Origin of the sequence: Bradyrhizobium sp. Ash2021, from assembly GCF_031202265.1 — a bacterium.
Lineage (GTDB): Bacteria > Pseudomonadota > Alphaproteobacteria > Rhizobiales > Xanthobacteraceae > Bradyrhizobium.
Window position 1 is genome coordinate 5,082,792 of sequence record NZ_CP100604.1, and the last position, 18,192, is coordinate 5,100,983.

Annotated in this window: 24 protein-coding genes; 8 read left to right on the forward strand and 16 right to left on the reverse strand. The window is 62.1% G+C overall.

What is annotated here, in order from left to right:
* Positions 1 to 4 precede the first annotated feature (4 nt).
* Positions 5 to 286, forward strand: a complete 282-nt coding sequence (locus NL528_RS24355; RefSeq protein ID WP_309176988.1) for a hypothetical protein — start codon at positions 5 to 7, stop codon at positions 284 to 286.
* A 344-nt stretch (positions 287 to 630) separates the two neighbouring features.
* Positions 631 to 894: a hypothetical protein gene (locus NL528_RS24360; protein WP_309176989.1), complete on the forward strand. Its 264-nt coding sequence runs from the start codon at positions 631 to 633 to the stop codon at positions 892 to 894.
* Positions 895 to 1,059: 165 nt separating this feature from the next.
* Here NL528_RS24360 and NL528_RS24365 read toward each other — a convergent pair whose 3' ends face one another.
* From NL528_RS24365 to NL528_RS24385, 5 genes are all read right to left on the reverse strand, one after another.
* Positions 1,060 to 2,343, reverse strand: a complete 1,284-nt coding sequence (locus NL528_RS24365) for an IS256 family transposase (protein WP_309176990.1) — start codon at positions 2,341 to 2,343, stop codon at positions 1,060 to 1,062.
* Positions 2,316 to 2,768 carry a hypothetical protein gene (locus tag NL528_RS24370; RefSeq protein WP_309176991.1) on the reverse strand — a complete coding sequence of 151 codons (453 nt, stop codon included), beginning with the start codon at positions 2,766 to 2,768 and terminating at the stop codon, positions 2,316 to 2,318. Before NL528_RS24370 ends, NL528_RS24365 begins: the two co-directional genes overlap by 28 nt.
* Positions 2,769 to 2,926: 158 nt before the next feature.
* The gene (locus NL528_RS24375) at positions 2,927 to 3,733 is read right to left on the reverse strand and encodes an enoyl-CoA hydratase/isomerase family protein (protein WP_309176992.1); all 807 of its coding nucleotides are present in this window, start codon (positions 3,731 to 3,733) and stop codon (positions 2,927 to 2,929) included.
* A 47-nt stretch (positions 3,734 to 3,780) separates the two neighbouring features.
* Complete coding sequence (locus NL528_RS24380) at positions 3,781 to 4,110, reverse strand: antibiotic biosynthesis monooxygenase family protein (protein ID WP_309176993.1); 330 nt, start codon at positions 4,108 to 4,110, stop codon at positions 3,781 to 3,783.
* A 54-nt stretch (positions 4,111 to 4,164) separates the two neighbouring features.
* The gene (locus NL528_RS24385; protein WP_375143890.1) at positions 4,165 to 4,926 is read right to left on the reverse strand and encodes a hypothetical protein; all 762 of its coding nucleotides are present in this window, start codon (positions 4,924 to 4,926) and stop codon (positions 4,165 to 4,167) included.
* Between the two features lie 129 nt (positions 4,927 to 5,055).
* On the opposite strand from NL528_RS24385, the gene nthA reads away from it, so the two are divergent.
* From nthA to NL528_RS24400, 3 genes are read left to right on the forward strand one after another with little or no spacing between them, the layout of a single operon-like run.
* Positions 5,056 to 5,694: a nitrile hydratase subunit alpha gene (gene nthA, locus NL528_RS24390; RefSeq protein ID WP_309176996.1), complete on the forward strand. Its 639-nt coding sequence runs from the start codon at positions 5,056 to 5,058 to the stop codon at positions 5,692 to 5,694.
* The gene (nthB, locus tag NL528_RS24395) at positions 5,691 to 6,350 is read left to right on the forward strand and encodes a nitrile hydratase subunit beta (protein WP_309176997.1); all 660 of its coding nucleotides are present in this window, start codon (positions 5,691 to 5,693) and stop codon (positions 6,348 to 6,350) included. Before nthA ends, nthB begins: the two co-directional genes overlap by 4 nt.
* Positions 6,350 to 6,742 (forward strand): nitrile hydratase accessory protein, encoded by a 393-nt coding sequence (locus NL528_RS24400; protein WP_309176999.1) that lies wholly within the window; start codon positions 6,350 to 6,352, stop codon positions 6,740 to 6,742. The genes nthB and NL528_RS24400 overlap by 1 nt, the downstream gene beginning before the upstream one ends.
* Positions 6,743 to 6,833: 91 nt before the next feature.
* Here the strand turns inward: NL528_RS24400 and NL528_RS24405 are convergent, their stop codons facing one another.
* From NL528_RS24405 to NL528_RS24440, 8 genes are all read right to left on the reverse strand, one after another.
* Positions 6,834 to 7,322: a hypothetical protein gene (locus NL528_RS24405; protein ID WP_309177000.1), complete on the reverse strand. Its 489-nt coding sequence runs from the start codon at positions 7,320 to 7,322 to the stop codon at positions 6,834 to 6,836.
* Positions 7,323 to 7,579: 257 nt separating this feature from the next.
* Positions 7,580 to 8,800: an IS701 family transposase gene (locus NL528_RS24410; RefSeq protein ID WP_309176641.1), complete on the reverse strand. Its 1,221-nt coding sequence runs from the start codon at positions 8,798 to 8,800 to the stop codon at positions 7,580 to 7,582.
* 45 nt (positions 8,801 to 8,845) lie between these two features.
* Positions 8,846 to 9,178, reverse strand: a complete 333-nt coding sequence (locus NL528_RS24415; protein ID WP_309177001.1) for a DUF5615 family PIN-like protein — start codon at positions 9,176 to 9,178, stop codon at positions 8,846 to 8,848.
* A 3-nt stretch (positions 9,179 to 9,181) separates the two neighbouring features.
* Positions 9,182 to 9,409, reverse strand: a complete 228-nt coding sequence (locus NL528_RS24420) for a DUF433 domain-containing protein (RefSeq protein ID WP_309177002.1) — start codon at positions 9,407 to 9,409, stop codon at positions 9,182 to 9,184.
* 60 nt (positions 9,410 to 9,469) lie between these two features.
* A complete protein-coding gene (locus tag NL528_RS24425) occupies positions 9,470 to 10,234 on the reverse strand; it encodes an AAA family ATPase (RefSeq protein WP_309177003.1) in 765 nt (254 codons plus the stop codon).
* Between the two features lie 729 nt (positions 10,235 to 10,963).
* Positions 10,964 to 11,842, reverse strand: a complete 879-nt coding sequence (locus NL528_RS24430) for a DUF296 domain-containing protein (protein ID WP_309177005.1) — start codon at positions 11,840 to 11,842, stop codon at positions 10,964 to 10,966.
* 3 nt (positions 11,843 to 11,845) lie between these two features.
* Positions 11,846 to 13,492 (reverse strand): acyl-CoA synthetase, encoded by a 1,647-nt coding sequence (locus NL528_RS24435; protein WP_309177006.1) that lies wholly within the window; start codon positions 13,490 to 13,492, stop codon positions 11,846 to 11,848.
* Complete coding sequence (locus tag NL528_RS24440; RefSeq protein ID WP_309177007.1) at positions 13,489 to 13,689, reverse strand: hypothetical protein; 201 nt, start codon at positions 13,687 to 13,689, stop codon at positions 13,489 to 13,491. Before NL528_RS24440 ends, NL528_RS24435 begins: the two co-directional genes overlap by 4 nt.
* Positions 13,690 to 13,952: 263 nt before the next feature.
* Here NL528_RS24440 and NL528_RS24445 point away from each other — a divergent pair, with 263 nt between their 5' ends.
* Entirely contained in the window at positions 13,953 to 15,410 is a 1,458-nt protein-coding gene (locus NL528_RS24445) for an alkaline phosphatase family protein (protein WP_309177008.1), read from the forward strand.
* A gap of 27 nt (positions 15,411 to 15,437) precedes the next feature.
* Here the strand turns inward: NL528_RS24445 and NL528_RS24450 are convergent, their stop codons facing one another.
* Complete coding sequence (locus NL528_RS24450; RefSeq protein WP_309177009.1) at positions 15,438 to 15,566, reverse strand: hypothetical protein; 129 nt, start codon at positions 15,564 to 15,566, stop codon at positions 15,438 to 15,440.
* An 89-nt stretch (positions 15,567 to 15,655) separates the two neighbouring features.
* Here NL528_RS24450 and NL528_RS24455 point away from each other — a divergent pair, with 89 nt between their 5' ends.
* A complete protein-coding gene (locus NL528_RS24455) occupies positions 15,656 to 16,186 on the forward strand; it encodes a DUF3828 domain-containing protein (protein WP_309177010.1) in 531 nt (176 codons plus the stop codon).
* A 64-nt stretch (positions 16,187 to 16,250) separates the two neighbouring features.
* Here the strand turns inward: NL528_RS24455 and NL528_RS24460 are convergent, their stop codons facing one another.
* Positions 16,251 to 16,655, reverse strand: coding sequence for an SPW repeat protein (locus tag NL528_RS24460; protein WP_309177011.1), 405 nt, complete (start codon positions 16,653 to 16,655; stop codon positions 16,251 to 16,253).
* Positions 16,656 to 16,813: 158 nt separating this feature from the next.
* The gene (locus NL528_RS24465) at positions 16,814 to 17,773 is read right to left on the reverse strand and encodes a tetratricopeptide repeat protein (protein WP_309177012.1); all 960 of its coding nucleotides are present in this window, start codon (positions 17,771 to 17,773) and stop codon (positions 16,814 to 16,816) included.
* Positions 17,774 to 17,874: 101 nt separating this feature from the next.
* On the opposite strand from NL528_RS24465, the gene NL528_RS24470 reads away from it, so the two are divergent.
* Complete coding sequence (locus NL528_RS24470; RefSeq protein ID WP_309177013.1) at positions 17,875 to 18,153, forward strand: GNAT family N-acetyltransferase; 279 nt, start codon at positions 17,875 to 17,877, stop codon at positions 18,151 to 18,153.
* The last annotated feature ends 39 nt before the right edge of the window (positions 18,154 to 18,192 follow it).

Here is an 18,192-nt window from a genome sequence, read left to right on the forward strand (position 1 = left end):
AATGATGGCTGACAAATCACGACGCAAGGTTATCTTTGGGGTCACATTAGCTCTGGCGTCGCTATTGCTGGCAAACATCGGATCTGCAGAGAACGCCCCGCCACTTCACAAGGGACCATGGCCGATTCGCAATGGTCGCAATTACCAGCCAACCGAGCATGAGCTGAGAGCCTTGCATTTGGAGGATGTCACACCCGATCAGGCGAGCGAGATCGATCGATTGTACGATCAGCTCCTGGCAAGCAGTGAAAAGGCTCGTAATCTGCATCCCGCACCCAAACGTTGATCGGGCTGTCGCTGAAGCCGATTTCCTCCAACTCGCGTGAGGCTGTTTTTCCTGTTCGCAGGGGCACAGTATTGAGCCGGCAGGGGATTCGGTCACCTCTAACGTGGGAAATCCAAACCAGGGCGACTTCTCGCTTCATGCGCGAGCGCCCCTTCGGCAAGCTCCCAACGGAAGCCGAACTGCCTTCATCGCCAAATTTGAACCCACAAATCGAAATTCGATCTCAAAATCCCGATCGCGCAACGGTGATCCCTGCATTCGAAGATGGCGCTCACACGCGGGAATGCCGTGCCCCAAGCGGAGGTCTTGCTCTCAGAGAAAGAACATCCGCGTGGAGAAATCACATGATCAGATTCAAACTGCTCGGCGCGTTGGTCTTCCTGTCAATGTTAAGCTTGGCTCTTCCGCCGGCATTCGGCGGTCAGGGTCGCCAGATCGCGGAGCCACCGTGGAGTGCCGCCTGCATGACCGATCATGGTCCGAGCGACTGCGGTGAACCTATGTGGATCTATGGCGCCCCTGAGCAGCCTGCTCAAAAAAGACACTCTGGCTTTGAGATCAACCAGTCGGGAGGCATGGCGCGAGCGTATGTCGCTCGCCAATGCTGAAATCTGAAGTTCTCGACACCTGAGCTCAACCACCCCGCTGCGGCGATATTGGAAGTCTCGTGTCGCGGCCTGCGGAGAATGCGGGCTACGGCCAGATGGTATTGAGGATCTCGGCCAGCCAGGCGCCGCCGAGCTATCGCCAAATTTTGGTGACGGCCGGGCCGGTCAGGCGGCGGCGGTTATGGGCTGACGGTCAGCGGGTTTAGCGATGACCTCGATCCCGTTGTTGAATGTCACACCGAGAACGAGTTTTGGCAACTGGTTGTGGCCATCGAGACGACGCCAGCTTTTCTGCGCGGCCTCGAGCAGCTTGAAGACCATCGCGAGCGCCGTCCTGTTGGACAGGCATCCCTTCGATCGGATCGTGCGGTGGCGCACGGTAGCGAAGGTGCTTTCAATGGGATTGGTCGTTCGCAGGTGTTTCCAGTGCTCGGCCGGGAAGTCGTAGAAAGCCAGCAGTGCGTCTCGATCCTTGCTCAGGCAGTCGGCCGCCTTCTCGTATTTGGGCGTGTAGCTCTCGATGAAGGCGTCGAACGCCAGTTCGGCGGCGGCCTTGGTTTCGGCCATCCAGATTTCCTGCAACGCGCGTTTGGCCTTCGGCTGCTGGCTCTTCGGCAACTTGGCGAGTACGTTGGCGGTCTTGTGCACCCAGCAGCGCTGCTCGCGCGTTTTCGGCCAGACCTCACCGGCGGCCTTCCAGAACCCGAGCGCGCCATCGGCGATGGTAAGCCGCGGCGGCACGTCGAGCCCCCGCCGCTTCAGATCGAGCAGCAGATCGCGCCAGTCCTGCGCGCTCTCGCGGGCGCCATCGGTGAAGCCGACCAGTTCCTTGCGGCCTTCCGGCGTCGCGCCGATCAGCACCAGGATGCACTGCTTTTCGTCTTCGAGGCGTGCCTGGAGATGGATGCCATCGGCCCAGATGTAGACGTAACGTTTCGCCGACAGATCGCGCCTCTGCCACGCGGTGTGTTCGTCAAGCCAGCCGTCCTTCAGGCGGCCGATGGCGGATGCCGACAATCCGGCAGCATCCTTGCCGAGCAGTGCTGCCAGCGCCTCGGAGAAGTCGCCGGTCGAGATACCCTTCAGGTAAAGGATCGGCAGCAGCGTCTCGATCGATTTAGAGCGGCGCATATAGGGCGGCAGGATCGAGGGCGAGAACCGGATGCGGTCGGGGTCGGTAGCGTCCGCCTCGCGATCGCGCACACGCGGCTGGCGGACGGCGACCGGACCGATACCGGTCATCACCTCGCGCTCCGGCAGGTGACCGTGGCGCACGACCCGCTGGTGGCCGTCTGCGGTCTTCAAATCGGCATGCTTGCCGAGAAAGTCCGCGACCTCGGCCTCGACCGCCTGGGCCAACAGAACACGTGCCCCAGTACGCAGGATTTCCGTGAGTTGATCGTCGACGTTTGCTGGCTGAATCAGCTTGATGATGTTATCGTTGGACACGGCATATCGCTCCTTTGGTGGAGAAGTGGAGGCGTCAAGCACCCCCACGATATGCCGCCTTCCCGATTCCCGCCGTCACCAACTTTCAGCGATAGCTCGGCGCCGCCCTTGGCCAATTGCTTTCGTTTGACCTGGTCCATCAGCCAGAGATAGGCGGTGTGGTCCTCAAACGCGACCAGCCACTGGGTTCGGGTGCTCGGCGGCTGCGGCGGGTTGAACGTGAATGTCAGCTCCGCGAAAGCCTCATGGGCAACCATGACCGTGTCGGTGGCCCAGGCCGCCGGCCAGTCGTCGGGGCGCCCTGGACTAGCCGGTACCGCCCTCGCCGCCGCAAGCAGTTCCCGGGTCGCGGCATCGCCGATGTCGGTCGGGATGTTGTCCCACTCGGCGTGCAGGTTGATATTCTGGTCCTGGATCGGGTGCATTTGAATGTGCCGTCGGAAAGCTTGGCGATGCTCTTGACGCAGTCGGCCCAGGGTCCTGCCTTGCGCAGATCGAATCCCTGCGACCCCGGCGTTGGGTCGTGCGACCCGGGCGGATTGAGCCATCTAGACGGAGTCGTGTGACACCAGTTTCGGTGCTTTCAGCGTCCCTTGAACCGTGGTTTTCGCCGGCCCAGGAACGCCTCGACGCCTTCCTTGTGGTCCTCGGTCAGGCTCGTCAGCGCGAACTGGTCGACGTCCATATGGCTGGCGAGATCGTCCAGCGCGTGTGCGAGGCGGTTGACGGTCAGCTTGGTCATGGCGACCGACAGCGGCGGTTGCGCGGCGACCTTGGCGGCGAGCGCCATTGCGGCGTCGAATGCCTTGCCGGGATCGGCCACCTGCTCCACCAGACGCCATTCGTAGGCCTCGGCCGCCGAGATGCGCTGGTCGGCCAGGATCACCGCCTGCTTGGTGCGCGCCGGTCCCATCAGATGCAACATCCGCGGCACGCTCTGCCAGCTCATATTCATGCCGAGCCCGATCTCGGGCACGCGCAGATGGGCATCGCTGGCCATGACCCGGAAATCCAGCGCCACCGCCAGCGCGACACCGCCACCGACGCAAAAGCCCTCGATCGCGCCGATCGTAATCTGCTCCATCTCCTGCCAGGCCCGCGTCAGCCGCGGTCCGAGTTTTAAATGCCGGCGCAGCGTGCCCATATCCATGGTCTTGCGCGACCGGCCCTCGGGATCCCTGAGGTCGAAGCCGGCGCTGAACGCTTTTGTGCCGCCGGTGAGCACGACCACCGAGGTTTCGGCATCATCCTCAAAGCTGCGGGCGGTATCGGTGAGCTGACGCAGCGCCTCCGGCGACAGCGCATTGAGGCCGTCGCCGCGGTCGAAGCGCACCACGGCAATGCGGCCCTCGGGGCCGAGGCCCTTTTCGATCGTCACGAAATCGGTCAACTCAACACCTCCCTGCCCGTATTTTTCCTGGCACGATAGGGCGCGATCTAATTCTTGTCGGGAAGAAAAATCTGCGTGACCTCATACATGCCGGGATCGAACGTCGCTATTTGGAGCGCTTTCTCCAGCGCCGGTGCGGGCCCCGGGTTTCGACGCATGGACTCATAATCCTCGACGCTGGCCCATTGCGCGTACATCGTCACCTTCTTGCCATCGACGCTGCGATGCAGGCTCGCGGAGATAAATCCCTGGTGATGCCTGACATTCTGCTCGGTCACTTCGGTCAATAGTTTGATCAACACATCCTGATTTTCCGGCGCGACTGTAAAGACGTTGATGAACGTTAGCGGCGTTCGACCCTTCGAAATTGTGGGCATCCAGTTTCCTCGACTGCAGACCCAACCCTACCCTGCATTTGAGAGACCAATCGTTCACAAATGCCCGGTGCGCTCGCGCGCGGGTCGTTCTGCCGGCGCGGGAAAGCGGACCGTGGTCCCGATCGTGATCCAGTTGGCATTTTCGCCCATGATATTGTGCCCGTAGATCAGATCGACGGAAAAGATTTCATTGGGCCGGTAACGCACGCCGGTCTGGAACCGGGGCCGGACCACGTTCGGATTATCGGTCGCGCCGGCCTGGCCGAACGCTTCGATCGTCCATTGCAGCACCTCGGTGAATTTCCAGTCGAAGCCGACGCCATAGGTCAGGTAATGCCGATCGACGGTGCGATCCCACAGCCAGCCGGCATTGACGTTGATTCGCATGTTCTCGGACAGCCGGTACGTCGCCGGCACGACCGCGAAGGCCGTCAGATTATCTCCGGTCAGCGCGTCGAACGAGCCGCCGGCATAGAACGAATAGCCGAGCCGCCCGATTCCGGTCGGTGCAATGTTCCACTTGGCCTTGGGCGCAAAACTGTTGCTCCAGTCGCCGTCGCTGCGGGAGCGGACGATCTGCATGCTCAATTCCACCGGCCTGAAAATATCCACCGCACAGGATGGGTTGGCCACGGCCGAGAAATCGGTGTTGGTCGCCGCCTGCAGCCAGCTCTCGACCTTGCACGATCCGACCTCGGAAATGTCGGCGGCGTCGACCGCATAGGCGCCGTTGGCCGCCCGCGCCACGCCCGCCGGAAACCCCGCCAATATGGCCGCGCCCCCGGCTATTGCAATGCGCCCTCCCCAACACCCCATGGACAAATGCTAGAGCATGATCCGGAAAAGTGGAAACCGGTTTTCCGAAAAAGATCATGCTCCAGCAAAAAGATAATGGATCGAGTCTGCGCCTCGACATAGCCGGGCTTTTGCGCCTATCTTGGACCCATGACCGATCATGATCACGACCATCACCACCACCACGATCACGACCATTCGGAATTGTCGGAGACCGAGCTGCGCGTCCGCGCGCTCGAGACGATTTTGACCGAAAAAGGCTATGTCGAACCGGCCGCGCTCGATGCCATCATCCAGGCCTATGAGACCAGGATCGGGCCGCACAATGGCGCCCAGGTTGTCGCAAAAGCCTGGACCGATCCCGCTTTCAAGCAGGCCCTGCTCGATGACGCCACCAAGGCAGTGAGCACGCTCGGTCATGTCAGCCGGGTCGGCGACCATCTCGTCGCCGTCGAGAACACCCCGCAGCGCCATAACATGGTCGTGTGCACGCTGTGCTCCTGCTACCCTTGGGAAATGCTGGGGCTGCCGCCGGTCTGGTACAAGGCCGCACCCTATCGCTCGCGCGCCGTCAAGGACCCCCGCGGCGTGCTTGCCGACTTTGGCGTCAGCCTGCCGAAGGAAACGGAGATCCGGGTCTGGGATTCGACCGCCGAGACGCGCTTTCTGGTGCTGCCGATGCGGCCCCAGGGTACCGAGGGCTGGAGCGAGCAGCAGCTCGCCGAGCTCGTGACGCGCGACTCCATGATCGGCACCGGATTTCCGAAAACGCCGGGCGCGCCATCATGAACGGCGTGCACGACATGGGTGGCATGGATGGTTTCGGCAAGGTCGAGCCCGAGCCGAACGAGCCGATGTTTCATACCGAATGGGAAGCGCGCGTGCTGGCGATGGTGCGCGCGATGGGGGCTGCCGGCGCCTTCAACATCGATACATCGCGATTCTACCGGGAGGCCCTGCCGCCGCACGTCTATCTCTCGAGTTCCTATTACAAGAAATGGTTTTTGGGACTCGAAGACCTCTTGATCGACAAGGGATTCATTGCAGCCGAAGACGTCGCCGCCGGACACGCCGTGCAGCCGCCGAAACCGCTCAAGCGCGGCAAGTTTGGCCTCGCCGATGTCGAGCGCATCATGGTGCGCGGCAAGTTTGGGCGCACCGCGGCCGCGCCCGCAAAATTCAAGGCGGGTGATCGGGTGCGCGCGAAAAACATTCATCCGGTGACACACACGAGGCTGCCGCGCTATGTGCGCGGCCGTGTCGGCGTGGTCGAGCGCGATCATGGCTGTCACGTGTTCCCGGACTCGGCGGCAACGGAATCCGGCGAGAACCCGCAATGGCTCTATACCGTCGTGTTCGACGGCGCCGAATTGTGGGGCGCGGATGCCGACCCGACCGTCAAAGTATCGATCGACGCGTTCGAGCCGTATCTGGAGCCGGCGTAATGGATGCTGCTGCTGCGCGCGCGACCGGGTCCGTGCCCGGCATTCCCCGCGATGATGACGGCCCGGTGTTCCGCGAGCCCTGGGAGGCGCAGGCCTTTGCGATGGCGCTCGCACTGCATGAGCGTGGACTGTTCACCTGGAATGAATGGGCCGCCGCCCTCGCCGCCGAGATCAAGCGCGCACAGGCCAAGGGCGATCCTGACACGGGCGAGACCTATTACCGGCATTGGCTGGCGACGCTGGAAAATCTGGTTGCCGAGAAAGGCGTCGCGACCTCCGATACCCTGCACCGCTACCGCGACGCCTGGGACCACGCCGCCGACCGCACGCCGCATGGCCAGCCAATCGAGCTGACGCCGGCGGATTTTTCACCGTCATTGCGAGGAGCGTAGCGACGAAGCAATCCATACTTGCTTCCTTTGTGGTCGCTTCGCTGGCAATGACGGATCAATCACGCCCCAAATACAGCTGATTCCGACGTCGCTACACCGTCTGATGCCGCTTCAGGAAGGTGCGCGCGCGGTTGATGGTGCGCGCCTTCAGCTCCGGTGGCTCCTTCCAGGGGAACACCGTGATCTCGGCATTCGGGCAGAGCGAGGCGACATCGATCGAAGCCACCAGCGGATGCGCGGCGACGTCGTCCGGTAGGACCAGCATCGACGTCTGGCATGATTTCGCGAAATCGCGCGATACGCTGTGCACGAAATCGGGCTGCACGCGGTACAGGTTGTGCAGATATTTCTCGATGGTCTCCATCGAGACGTCGGGCCGGCGCTGGCGCATCTCGCTGGCCCAGACGGTCTTGCCGGCGTCGTACATGTAATCCGGGTGCGCCGGGTTGTGTCCGACCGGCTGGCTCAATATCGCAGCAGTGACGCGCTGCGGAGCCCGCTCCATCAACTTCATCGCGAACGGGCCGCCGATGCAGTTGCCGAAGCATATGTTTTCCGCTCTGCCTCTGAAAGCGGACATCGTGCACCGCAGTCGGCAGGTCCGTTTCGTGCCAACAACAGAAGTGCAGGTCGGTTTGCTGGCACTCTGTTTCCTCGCGTCAGGCTAGCATTACAGTTGCTTTTTTGATTTGAAGTGGGCGCGTTGAGCGGCAGCCTGGTGAGCTCTGCGCCAAAAAGACCATGCGATGATGTGTGCGGGTTGAATCCGCTTTCGCGCAAGTCTGATGGCAATGCGGCGGATTTCCTGGATTGACCAACGGATCAGTGGTGGGGTGGTTATGCTTTGGCTTTTGCCGGGGGGCGCCGTTTCGTTTTTTTGGGCGGTGGCGGATTGGCGCGATGTCGGATCGCGGCCATCATGGCGAAGGCGAGCATCACCAAGGACACATGACGGTGCCAGCCATGCCAGGATCTGCTCTCGTTGTGATCGAGCCCGAACTCGTTTTTCGCGGTTTCAAAGCCGTCCTCGATCGCCCATCGATGGCCTTCGACCGCGACCAGCGTTTCAAGGGCTGTTCCCGCTGGGCACCAGGTGGTGAAGAAGGCGAGGTCATCATCGGCGATGCGACGACGGATCAGTAGACCGCGTGTCCACAAACCGTCATTTGCACTGTTGAACTGCTCGGCCTCGAGATCGGCCAATTCGAGATAACACCAATCGTGCAGCCGCGGTCCTTTGGTTCCGGCTCCCGCCGACAGGCGCTTCCAGTCGGATGAGTGCCGCGTCCGGGCGAGGTCTGCAGCCGTACCGGCGACCGGCGGTCGCTTGCCCCAGGATCGAAACACATGAGCGCTGCTGACCCCAAGCACGTAGCCTTTGCCTGCCCGACGTAGCTGCTGTTCGATGTTGCCAACACCGTAGACGGTATCGCCGGCAACCCACCTGAATGGTACAGACGCGGCTATCGCGCGTGCGATCATTCTCGTCGCAAGCCTTGGTTTGGTCGCAAAGCCGACATCGGCAGGCACATATGCGGCTTCCAGACGATCCGGATCGTCGGTCCATTCCTTCGGGAGATACAACGCGCGATCGATGAACGCATGGCCATGACGCGAAACGTAGGCAGCGAAGACGCCGATCTGGCAGTTCGTGATCTTCCCTGCCGAACCAGTGTATTGCCGCGCCACTCCGCATGACGCTTTGCCCTGTTTGAGAAAACCGGTCTCGTCGATCACCAGCACCGCATCGTCATCCGCCAAATGCTCGATGACGTAGTCGCGCACGATATCGCGCAGGGCATCGGCGTCCCAGTCTCCACGACCCAGAATCGCCTGCTGCCGCCATGGGCCGGGATCGCCAGCCGCCTCCGCGCGCATCCAACCGGTCTTGCGCTGCTCATCTCCGAGCAGACCTTCCAGGAATAGACCTGCATTCGTCGCAACACGCTCTTGCGTGAACAACGGACGTATCCGTTGCTTGATCTCTCGAAGCGACGCCGCCCACAACGCAAGCGTCTCCTCAACCGACGCGGCCCGCGCCCACGACATTCGAATCATGGTTGCCCATGGATTCAGAAGCCCGCAAAAAAAGCAACTGTAATGCTAGAGTCCAACAAGCTCAATAACCGTTTCACCTCGTTCGACGGCAGCGGTTATTTCCGGCAAGGAGCGCAATATCTTCGCGATCAAGCTTCGGTTATCCGTGTTGCCGACCCTAATCCACAAGATCACAGGACCGTCGCTCTTCGCCGCGCGGAGGAGCGAGAAGTCCCGATCTTTGGTCAGGACGGCTGAGCGCGAAACGGCTTCATCCCAAATCTGCTGGTCAGTCGCGGTCACAAGGTCGATGTCGGCAACGTGCACGGCCGCACAGCCGGCGCCGCTCAGAGCCTCTGCCAGCGAGCGCGGAAGCTGAGCGTCGACGAGAAAGAGCAAAACCTATTCCGCCGCAATGATGGGATGGTCTGCCTGGCGGGCAGCAAAGGCCAAGGCTGCGTCGATATCCTCGCTCTCGAGATATGGGTACTCTCGCAGGATCGCCTCTCGCGACTGGCCAACCGAAAGCAAGCCCAGAATATCCGCAACGGTAATACGCAGGCCGCGAATGCATGGCCGGCCATGCATGCGGTCAGGGTCTATCGTAATTCGTGTCAAGAGGTCGGACATTCGGCACCTGCGATCCCAAGATATCAGATGAAATGAGGCTTGTCAGCGATCGCCAGGTGATCACTCCTCGATCGCCGCCTCCACAAACCCCGCCGGGTCGTCACAAAATTCCCGCATGACCTTGTAGTGGTCGGTCTCCTTGACGGTCACCGGCTCCAGCCCATATTTCGTCAGCCGCAGCAGCCGCGCGTTGGGATAGGCCATCAGCATTGGCGAATGCGTGGCCATGATGATCTGGCAATGGCCGATGTTCTCCATCCGCCGCATCAGCTTCAGAAATTCGATCTGGCGCGACGGCGACAGCGCGGATTCCGGTTCGTCGAAGATGAAGATGCCCTGCCGCTGGCAGCGTTCTTCGAAGAAGCGCAGAAAACCTTCGCCGTGCGAATGCGAGAGGAAGTCAGGACCTCGCTCACCGACTTCGCGCGCCGCCAGGTCCAGATATCTCGCGACGGAAAAGAAGCTCTCGGCGCGGAAGAACCAGCCGTTAGTAATCTTCGGCAGCCAGCTTGCACGGAGTGCATTCGAAAGCCGGCCGCCCATTACCTCGGTCGCCTGGGAATGGTCGATCGGCATATAACCCTTGCCGCCGCCGGCTTCGTCATAGCCGGCGAGCACCGCGATCCCTTCCAGAAGCGTGGATTTCCCGGTGCCGTTCTCGCCGACGATGATCGTGATCGCCCGATCAAAGCTCAGTTCGAAATCGTCGCGCAACAGCGGCAGGCAGAACGGATAGGCTTCGCGGTCGGTGACGCGCGATGGCTCGAGCCAGATGCGCTTGAGGTACGGCGCCGGCAGATTGATCGTTCGGCTTCGTCTCGCCATGCGCGTTCGTCAATCACCAGGACCGGGTCACTCAACCACTAGCTGACGCGCGACGCAGCTAAAGAACAAATCGAGAACTTGTCAATCCCTGAAAGCCGGAAACGGCTGATTTTTCTGCCCGACGGGCAAATCAGCCAACATTGGCACAATTTGCCTGTCCAGCCCTTCTGACAAAAATATTTCGCTTAACGTGTCGGGCAAATCAGTGGTTTGACTCCGCGCGTCTCACCCAAAAGAGGGGCGGATCGCGATCGTCACGAACGTTGCGGTGGGATGCGGTGGACGCGAAGGCTGCGACTGACGAGCGTGGCTGAGGCGGACGGCGAAGTCGTGTGGTCCTGGCGCCCCGATGCTGGCGTCAAGCTTGTGGAGCGATCCGCAAGTGACGGTGGCAAGAAAGCCGGTCACCGGGGAGAGCGCGCTATAAGCCGTAAAACCATTGCGCGGGGAAGGCCGGAGTGTTTCCGCTGAACCTGTATGCTCGTGTGCGCATTTCTTTGTGCAACCTTGCACACGAGACCGCGGGTGCAGCGCGCACCCGGCTTTCCCCGCGCCCTCCTCTCTTCGGGAGGGTCAGCGATACGCAAACCTCGGGTGCATCGCGCCGCGAGAGTGCGGACTCACATTTGCAATTTGGACACCGTCATTGCGAGCGAAGCGAAGCAATCCACCGTGCCGCGCAAAGAAAGAATGGATTGCTTCGTCGCTTCGCTCCTCGCAATGACGGTCTCAGGACGACGCCCCCTCCTCGCCCAGCACTTCCAGCACCAATTCCATCGTCATCAGCACCGGATTGTCGCCGCGTATCAGTTTTCCCTCGGCGATGCCGCCGAGGTAATCGACCAGCGCGATGTCGAGATCGGCGTGCAGCGTGCCGTCGGGCCCCGGCGCGACGCTGCCCGATCGGATCGCAAGCTCGGTCGCGAACGGCACGACGGTGTGGCCATCGGTGAAGCAGGCGCCGATGGTCGAGCCGACCCCGCCATGCAGCCGCGCGTGGATGACGCCGTGCCGGCGGCAAAAAATTTCCAGGCTGCAGGCAAAGTCCTGGTTCGGGCGCAGCCGCAACGCGAAGGCGCGGCTGGTCGTTTTCGCATCTGTGAGCGGGCTCGGCACTGGCCCGAACAATTTGAAGTTCGTCTCGCTATCGGGCTCGGCGGTGAACACCGCGCCGTCGAGACCGAAGGCGTTCACCTCGAACGGCTCGGCGACAAACGTCTCCTCCGGCAGCATGTGCCCGCCATTGACGCGTCCGTCTTGCTCCGTCCACAGCCCGTGGCAATGGAAGAACGGCGTGCCGTCGCGTTGACCAAGCGTCATTGCTGCGAGCTTCAGCCGGGTGACGCCGTCGGGCCGGAACGTATCGCTGTAGAACGCCGCGTTGGCGCCGTCCTTGGAAAGTGCCGGCATCACATAGGCAAACGGGCCGAGCGCCCCGCCTCTCGCGCTCAGCACGCCGCCGCCAAATCCATTCGCCGCAAAGCCGCGGCGCGCGGCTTCCAGCAGCGGGATGCCGGCTTCAAGCGTGAACGAGAAGGCGCGGCCGCGCGCCTCGACCCACTGGATGCGCTCGGTCGCGGGCGGCCCGGGCTGGGCGATGCTGCGCATCGCTCACGTGCCCGTCGATTTGGCGACGATATCCAAAAGCCCGCGCGCTTCCAGCTCGTCGCGGATCAGCCGCTTCGGCACCTTGCCGTAACCGGATTTCGGCAATGCGTCCCAGAAGAAAAAGCGCTTCGGCATCTTGTAGCGCGGCACCTTTGGCGACAGGAACGCCGCCAGTTCGGCTTCGCTCACGGGGTTTGCGCCCTCGCGCGCGACGCAGACGGCGACGCCGACCTCGCCCCAAAAGGAATCGGGCACGCCGAGCACCGCGACCTCGCCGACCGCAGGATGGGTCAATATCTTCTCCTCGACCTCGCGCGGATAGATGTTCGATCCGCCGGAGATGTACATGTCGGAAGCACGTCCGGTGATGTAGACAAAACCCTCTTCGTCGATGTGGCCGAGATCGCCGGTGCGGAACCAGCCGTCGCGGAACGCTTTTGCGTTGGCCTCGGGGTTGTCGTAGTAGCCGGCGAACACGGCGGGACCGATCACGCAGATCTCGCCGGTCTCGAACGGCTTCAGTTCGCGGCCGTCGTCGCCCTGGATCGAGACCTGCATGCCCGTGCGCTCGAAGCCGCAGGTGCCGATCCGCGCATGCGGGCCGTCCTCGGGATCGTGCAAGCCGGCAGGCAGCACCGTGATATTGCCGGTAACTTCGCCAAGGCCGAAATACTGCACCAGCACCGCGCCGAGCTTGTTCAGCGCGGCCTTCTGGTCCTCGCGGTACATCGGCGCGCCGGCATAGATGATGAAGCGCAGCGAGGAGTGATCGTATTTGTCAACCGCGGGGTGCTCGACCATCATCTTCAAAATCGTCGGCACCGTAAAAATGTTGCTGACGCAGTGTTTCTCGATCAGCCGGAACGCCTCGGCGATATCGAATTTTTCCGATGGCAGCAGAATGGTCGGCACGCCGCGTGCGGCCTGCACGAGCTGATGCACGCCGGCGCCATGCGACAGCGGCGCCACCACCAGCGACGCATCCTGCTCGGTGGTGCCGGGCATCAGGTCAGCGAGATGGTTGGTGACGACGAAGGCCATCTGGCCATGGGTCAGCACCGCCGCCTTGGAGCGCCCGGTGGTACCCGAGGTGAAGAAGAACCAGCAGGGATCGTCGTAGTCGACCGCGGTATTTGCGGCCTCGGCGCCCGCATGCGTCGCGATGGCGTCGCTGACGGATTGCTCGCCGAAGGTGCCCTCGCCGATCCGCCAGATGAATTCGAGCGCGGGGTTGGCGACCCCTGCAGCGTGATCGGGAAAATCGCCGTGGCACAAAAACGCCTTCGCACCGGAGGCGGTAGCGAGATAGGCGACCTCGTCGGGCATCAGACGGAAATTGGTCGGCACCCAGACCGCGCCGAGCCGGAACGCCGCGAACATCGACCAGAACATCTCGTCGCAATTCCTGGAATGGACCAGGATGCGGTCACCCTTGACGATGCCGCGTGCCGCCAGCGCCGCGGCCAAAGCCGAGACCAGGCTGTCGATCTCGCGCCAGCTCCAGGACTTGTCGCCCCAGACGAAGCCAATGCGGTCGCCATGCCGCCGCGCGTTCTGGGTGACGAGATACGCGAGATTCATCACCCGGCGCGACATCCGCGCCAGGCCGCCGCGCGGCGCCGCCGCGGTGACGGCGGGTTCGCCGCTCATTTGCGTCCCATCCAGACGCCGGCCGCCAGCAGCACCAGACCGGCGACTCCCGCGACAATCCCGTGCTTGGTGTGCATCCGCGTCACGCCTTCCTCATGGCCGGGGAAGAAGCTCGGCAACTGGTCGGCCGGCAACACGAAATAGACCGCGGCCACAACAAGCAGGACGACGCCGAGCAACGTCAGCACGAGTTTCATGGATGTTTCCTCTTCTCAAACGGGGCTTGTTGAGCGCGCCCAAACCGGGTTTTCCGGCTCTGGTTTATCGTCATCGCGCCGGGTTCGGCAAGGGCCGCTGGAACCCCGGTTCGCTGCGGCATTTCGAACGCGAATGGCGTCGGCGTGATGCGCACATACGCGGTCATTGTCGAAGTAGTGCCCGCGCCACCACAACCATTTTCAGTTGTGCTTCCGGGATCGGCGCATTAGCCTTGTCCATAACCGGCGACAGGGAGGCATCCATGGCATCGCTCGACCACATCATCGTCTTGATGCTGGAGAACAACTCCTTCGACCGGATGCTCGGCGCGTTATTTCCGGAGCGGATTGGCGGCGGCGGCATCAAGGGCAGCGCGGCCAATCACTGGAACGACGATACCAGTCCGACACCGAAGCCGCCGATCCGGCACGTCATGCAGCCGACCATCGCGCGCACCGTTACGCCCGATCCGATGCACGAGTACCCCAATGTTGCCAACCAGCAGCAGGGTCCCAACCTCGGCTTCGTAACCGATTTCGCCACGACCTATCCCGCGACCGACTGGATGCAGCGCCAGGAGATCATGGGCTATTATGACGACGGCGTACTTCCCAATCTGCATACGCTGGCCAAGCAGTACACGGTTTGCGACCGTTGGTTTTCGTCGATGCCGGGGCCGACATGGCCCAACCGCGTCTTCGTGCACACCGGGACCTCGCTCGGCTACACCACCAACAGCATCGGCAATAATTGGGACCAGTGGACGCTGTATGATCTGCTCGGCGACAACGGCATCTCCTGGAAGATCTATTACGGCGACGGCGATGTGTCGCAGACGCTTGTCCTGAAGCACGTGCCCTGGGTCGACCCGATGCGGTATTTCTATCTCGCCGCTCAGGGCGCCGAGGCGGATTTCCCGCAATACTGTTTCATCGAACCGAATTACGGGACGTTTCCGTGGGACAAGGTCTCGCAAAACGATCAGCACCCGCTGTCAGATGTGTTTCGCGGCGAACAATTGATCTGGGACGTCTACAATGCGCTGCGCGGCAACGATGCGCTCTGGCAGCGCTCGCTGCTGGTCATCACCTACGATGAGCACGGCGGCTTCTACGATCACGTCGATCCGCCGGCCGCAATACGCCCCGACAACCGCACCGATGCAACCGGATTCAAGTTCGACAGGCTCGGCCTGCGGGTGCCCACCATCCTGCTGTCGCCGTGGCTGGACCAGGGCGTCATCAACGATACCTTCGATCACACCAGCCTGCTGAAATTCCTGCTCGACAAGTGGAACCTGACCAATCTGCTCGGCGATCGCGTTGGTTCGGCCAGCACAAACACGTTCGCCAAATATCTCCGCAACACGCCGCGGCAGACCTACAATCTGTTGCCGAAATCGAATATCCCGACGCTGCACGCGACGCCGGAAAGCACCGAGCTATCGGACAATCAGAGATCGATGATCGAACTCGGGCATCATCTTGCAGCGCAAATCAGCGAGCCGAGCGTCCGCACTGCAATGATGACGCGGTCGGCGACGCGCACGCCGAGGGATGAAGCGCAGCTTGCGGTGGAGCAGTTCCGCTCGTTCATGATCGACCGGGCGAAGCACCCGACCAAACCGAAGCCATTGCCGAAGAAGAAAAAGGCGCCAGCCAGGAAAGCGAGGAAAACCGCGAAAGCCAGAAAAACAACGAAGCGCCGGGCAAAGAAGTAGCGCCCGCATGACTTCGCCAGACAGCGTCTAGCGCAGCCCGGTCCCTTTGCAGCGCTGGCACTTCACCACCTTGTCGCCCTTCTTCAGGAGGCCCTTGCCCTCGCAATTCTTGCATTTCTGCTTCTTCTTGATGTTGGGGCCCTTTTCATTGGCCATGGCAGCCTCCCGGCGACGGATTCGCTGCTATCACCATGATGCAGGCACGCATCCCCGTCTATAAGCACGCACCCGATTTGAGGACTTCCATGGTTAGCCGTCGACAACTGATTTTCACCGCAACCGCCGGGCTGTTCGCGGCCGCGTCACGCCGGGCATTGGCGGCACCGCCCGCTGCGAGCGATCCCGTTGCCATCGTCACCGCGATCTACACCCGCGCGGCCAAGGGCAAAGGCGATGGCGGCGGCGCGTTCGTGATCGAGAACAAGGCGGCAAAGGCAAAATATTTGTCGAAATCGCTGGTCGAATTATGGGCGAAGGCCGATGCCCACACCCCGAAGGGCGACGTCGGCCCTGTGGACTTTGATCCCGTCACAAACTCGCAGGAGCTGGACGTCAAATCGTTCAAGGTGGTGGCTACAAGCCTGGAGGCGGAAAAGGCCGTGATCGCCGTCACCATCGCCGGCCGCAACACCCCGACGCGCAAGCCCGCCGATCAGACCGTGCGATACGACTTCGTGCGCGACGCCGGCGACTGGAAGATCGACGATATCAAGGGTAGCAGCGACGGCGAGCCATGGTCGATCCGCGACATGCTGGCGGGGTCGCTCAAAAACTAGAGGATGCTCAGTCAACGGACGGCCTGCCGGTCAACGGCAAACCGGCAGGTCCAGTCGCAAGGAGCTATTGCGAATGCTCGGCGAGTTCCCGATCGCTCAGGCGCCAGTCCTGCCATAGCTGCAGCGCACCCAGCAAAACCACCAATCCGCCGAGCGTCGCGTGCCAAAACCGGAGCATGGTGTCGGCGGAATAGCCGAAGATGAAGGGTGACGCGATCAGCCACAGACCGAGCACGATAGCCGCCCCCTCCTCCCACCGCTGCAGTGCGACATATTCGAGTTGGGCGACACCAAAGACCAGCATGCCGACCACAAACGCATTAAGGATCATGTGGCTGCGTTCGGCATCGACGATCTCTTGGCTGGCCTGCATCGGAAACCATGGCGAGATCAGGATCAGCACGCCAAGCAGCATGCCGAACCAGTCCTCCCACGGCCGATGCGTACTGAAGAAGCGAAAATCCGACATGGTAGACCTCCCTTTGAAAAGAGGCATACGTCAGCGGCCGGCGATCATGACACTCCGATATCAAACGACCATCCGGCCGCTTCGGGGGGCGTATGTCTTGCAGAAAACGTAGGTAAAGTGTGACCGCTTGCAAGGCCCGCCGGTTGCGATTTTGCCGTCTATTGCGCGGCGCCGAGCTGCTGCAACCCGTCGCGCGCGTTACGCAGCCCGGGACTGATCTCCAGCGCCTTGCGGAAATCCGCGATCGCGCCGGCCTTGTCGCCAAGCCGCCGCTTGGCCTGGGCGCGGTTGTTCCACGAATAGGCGTCGGCCGGATCGTATTGCAACGCCTTGTCGTAGTCGGCGAGACCGCCCTTGTTGTCGCCCTGGTACAGCCGGATCATGCCGCGATTGCGCCAGCCGCGGGCGTCGGTCGGCGCGATCCTGGCCGCCTCGCCATAGTCGGCGGCGGCGCGATCGAGCTGCTCGGCATCGCGGTAGACATTGCCGCGGTTGATATAGGCCAGCACGTTGGGCCTGAGCTTGATCTGCATGGTGTAATCGGCGAGCGCATGGGCGGTGTCGCGCTTGCGCTGATAGGCGTAGCCGCGGTTGCCATAGGCGATGGCGAGCGATGGGTTGTATTTGATGGCGGCGTTGAAGTCGGCCAGCGCGCGGTCGAGGTCGCCCTTGCCCAACCAGGCGTCGCCGCGGTTGTTGTAGGCCAGCGCAAACGTCGGATCGATGCGGATCGCCTCGTCATAATCGGCCTTGGCGTGGTCGAAATCGCGCTTGAAGGCGTAGACGCGGCCGCGATTGGTGTAAGCGCAGGGATAGGCCGGATCGATCCGGATCGCCTCATTGAGATCGGCCAGCGCGGCATCGAGCTGGCGCTGTTCGGTGAGGCCGTAGCCAAGGTTGCAATAGGCGCCGGCGAGCTTCTTGCCCGTCTCCGTCTTGCCGTCGATCACGGCGCTGCAGGCCGTCACCCTGTCTTCGGCCGTGGTGGTGGCGCCAATACAGCTCTGCCAGAGCTGCTCGTTCCTGGTCTGGTCGCCTTCTGCGGATGCGGCAGACGGGTGCGCGAATGTCAGGGCTGCACCCACGAGCGATGCGGTCAGGCAAGTCAAAATACGCATTCAGGCAATCCATGCGGCCGATTTCCCTTTGGTCGCGGGTTTGCCCGGACGGGTTCGAAAGCCTAGATGGATGAAGAAAACCTCTCACCGAAAGCATGGCCATGGCGACCGAACCCGTCCGCGACAACAAGACCCAAAACCGCTTCGAACTCGACGTCGAAGGTACCGTGGCATTTGCGAATTACCGCCTGACGCCGGCGGCCGTCATCATCACCCACACCGAAACCCCGCGCGTGCTGCGCGGCCGCGGCATCGCTTCCGAACTGGTCAAGGGCGCGCTGGAACTGATCCGCGCCGACGGACGCAAGGTGATCGCCGGCTGCGGCTTCGTGGTGGATTATCTGCGCAAGCATCCGGAGTTTGCGGATCTGACCGCGTAATCCAGCACGACCGCCGTCATTCCGGGGCGCGCACCAGCA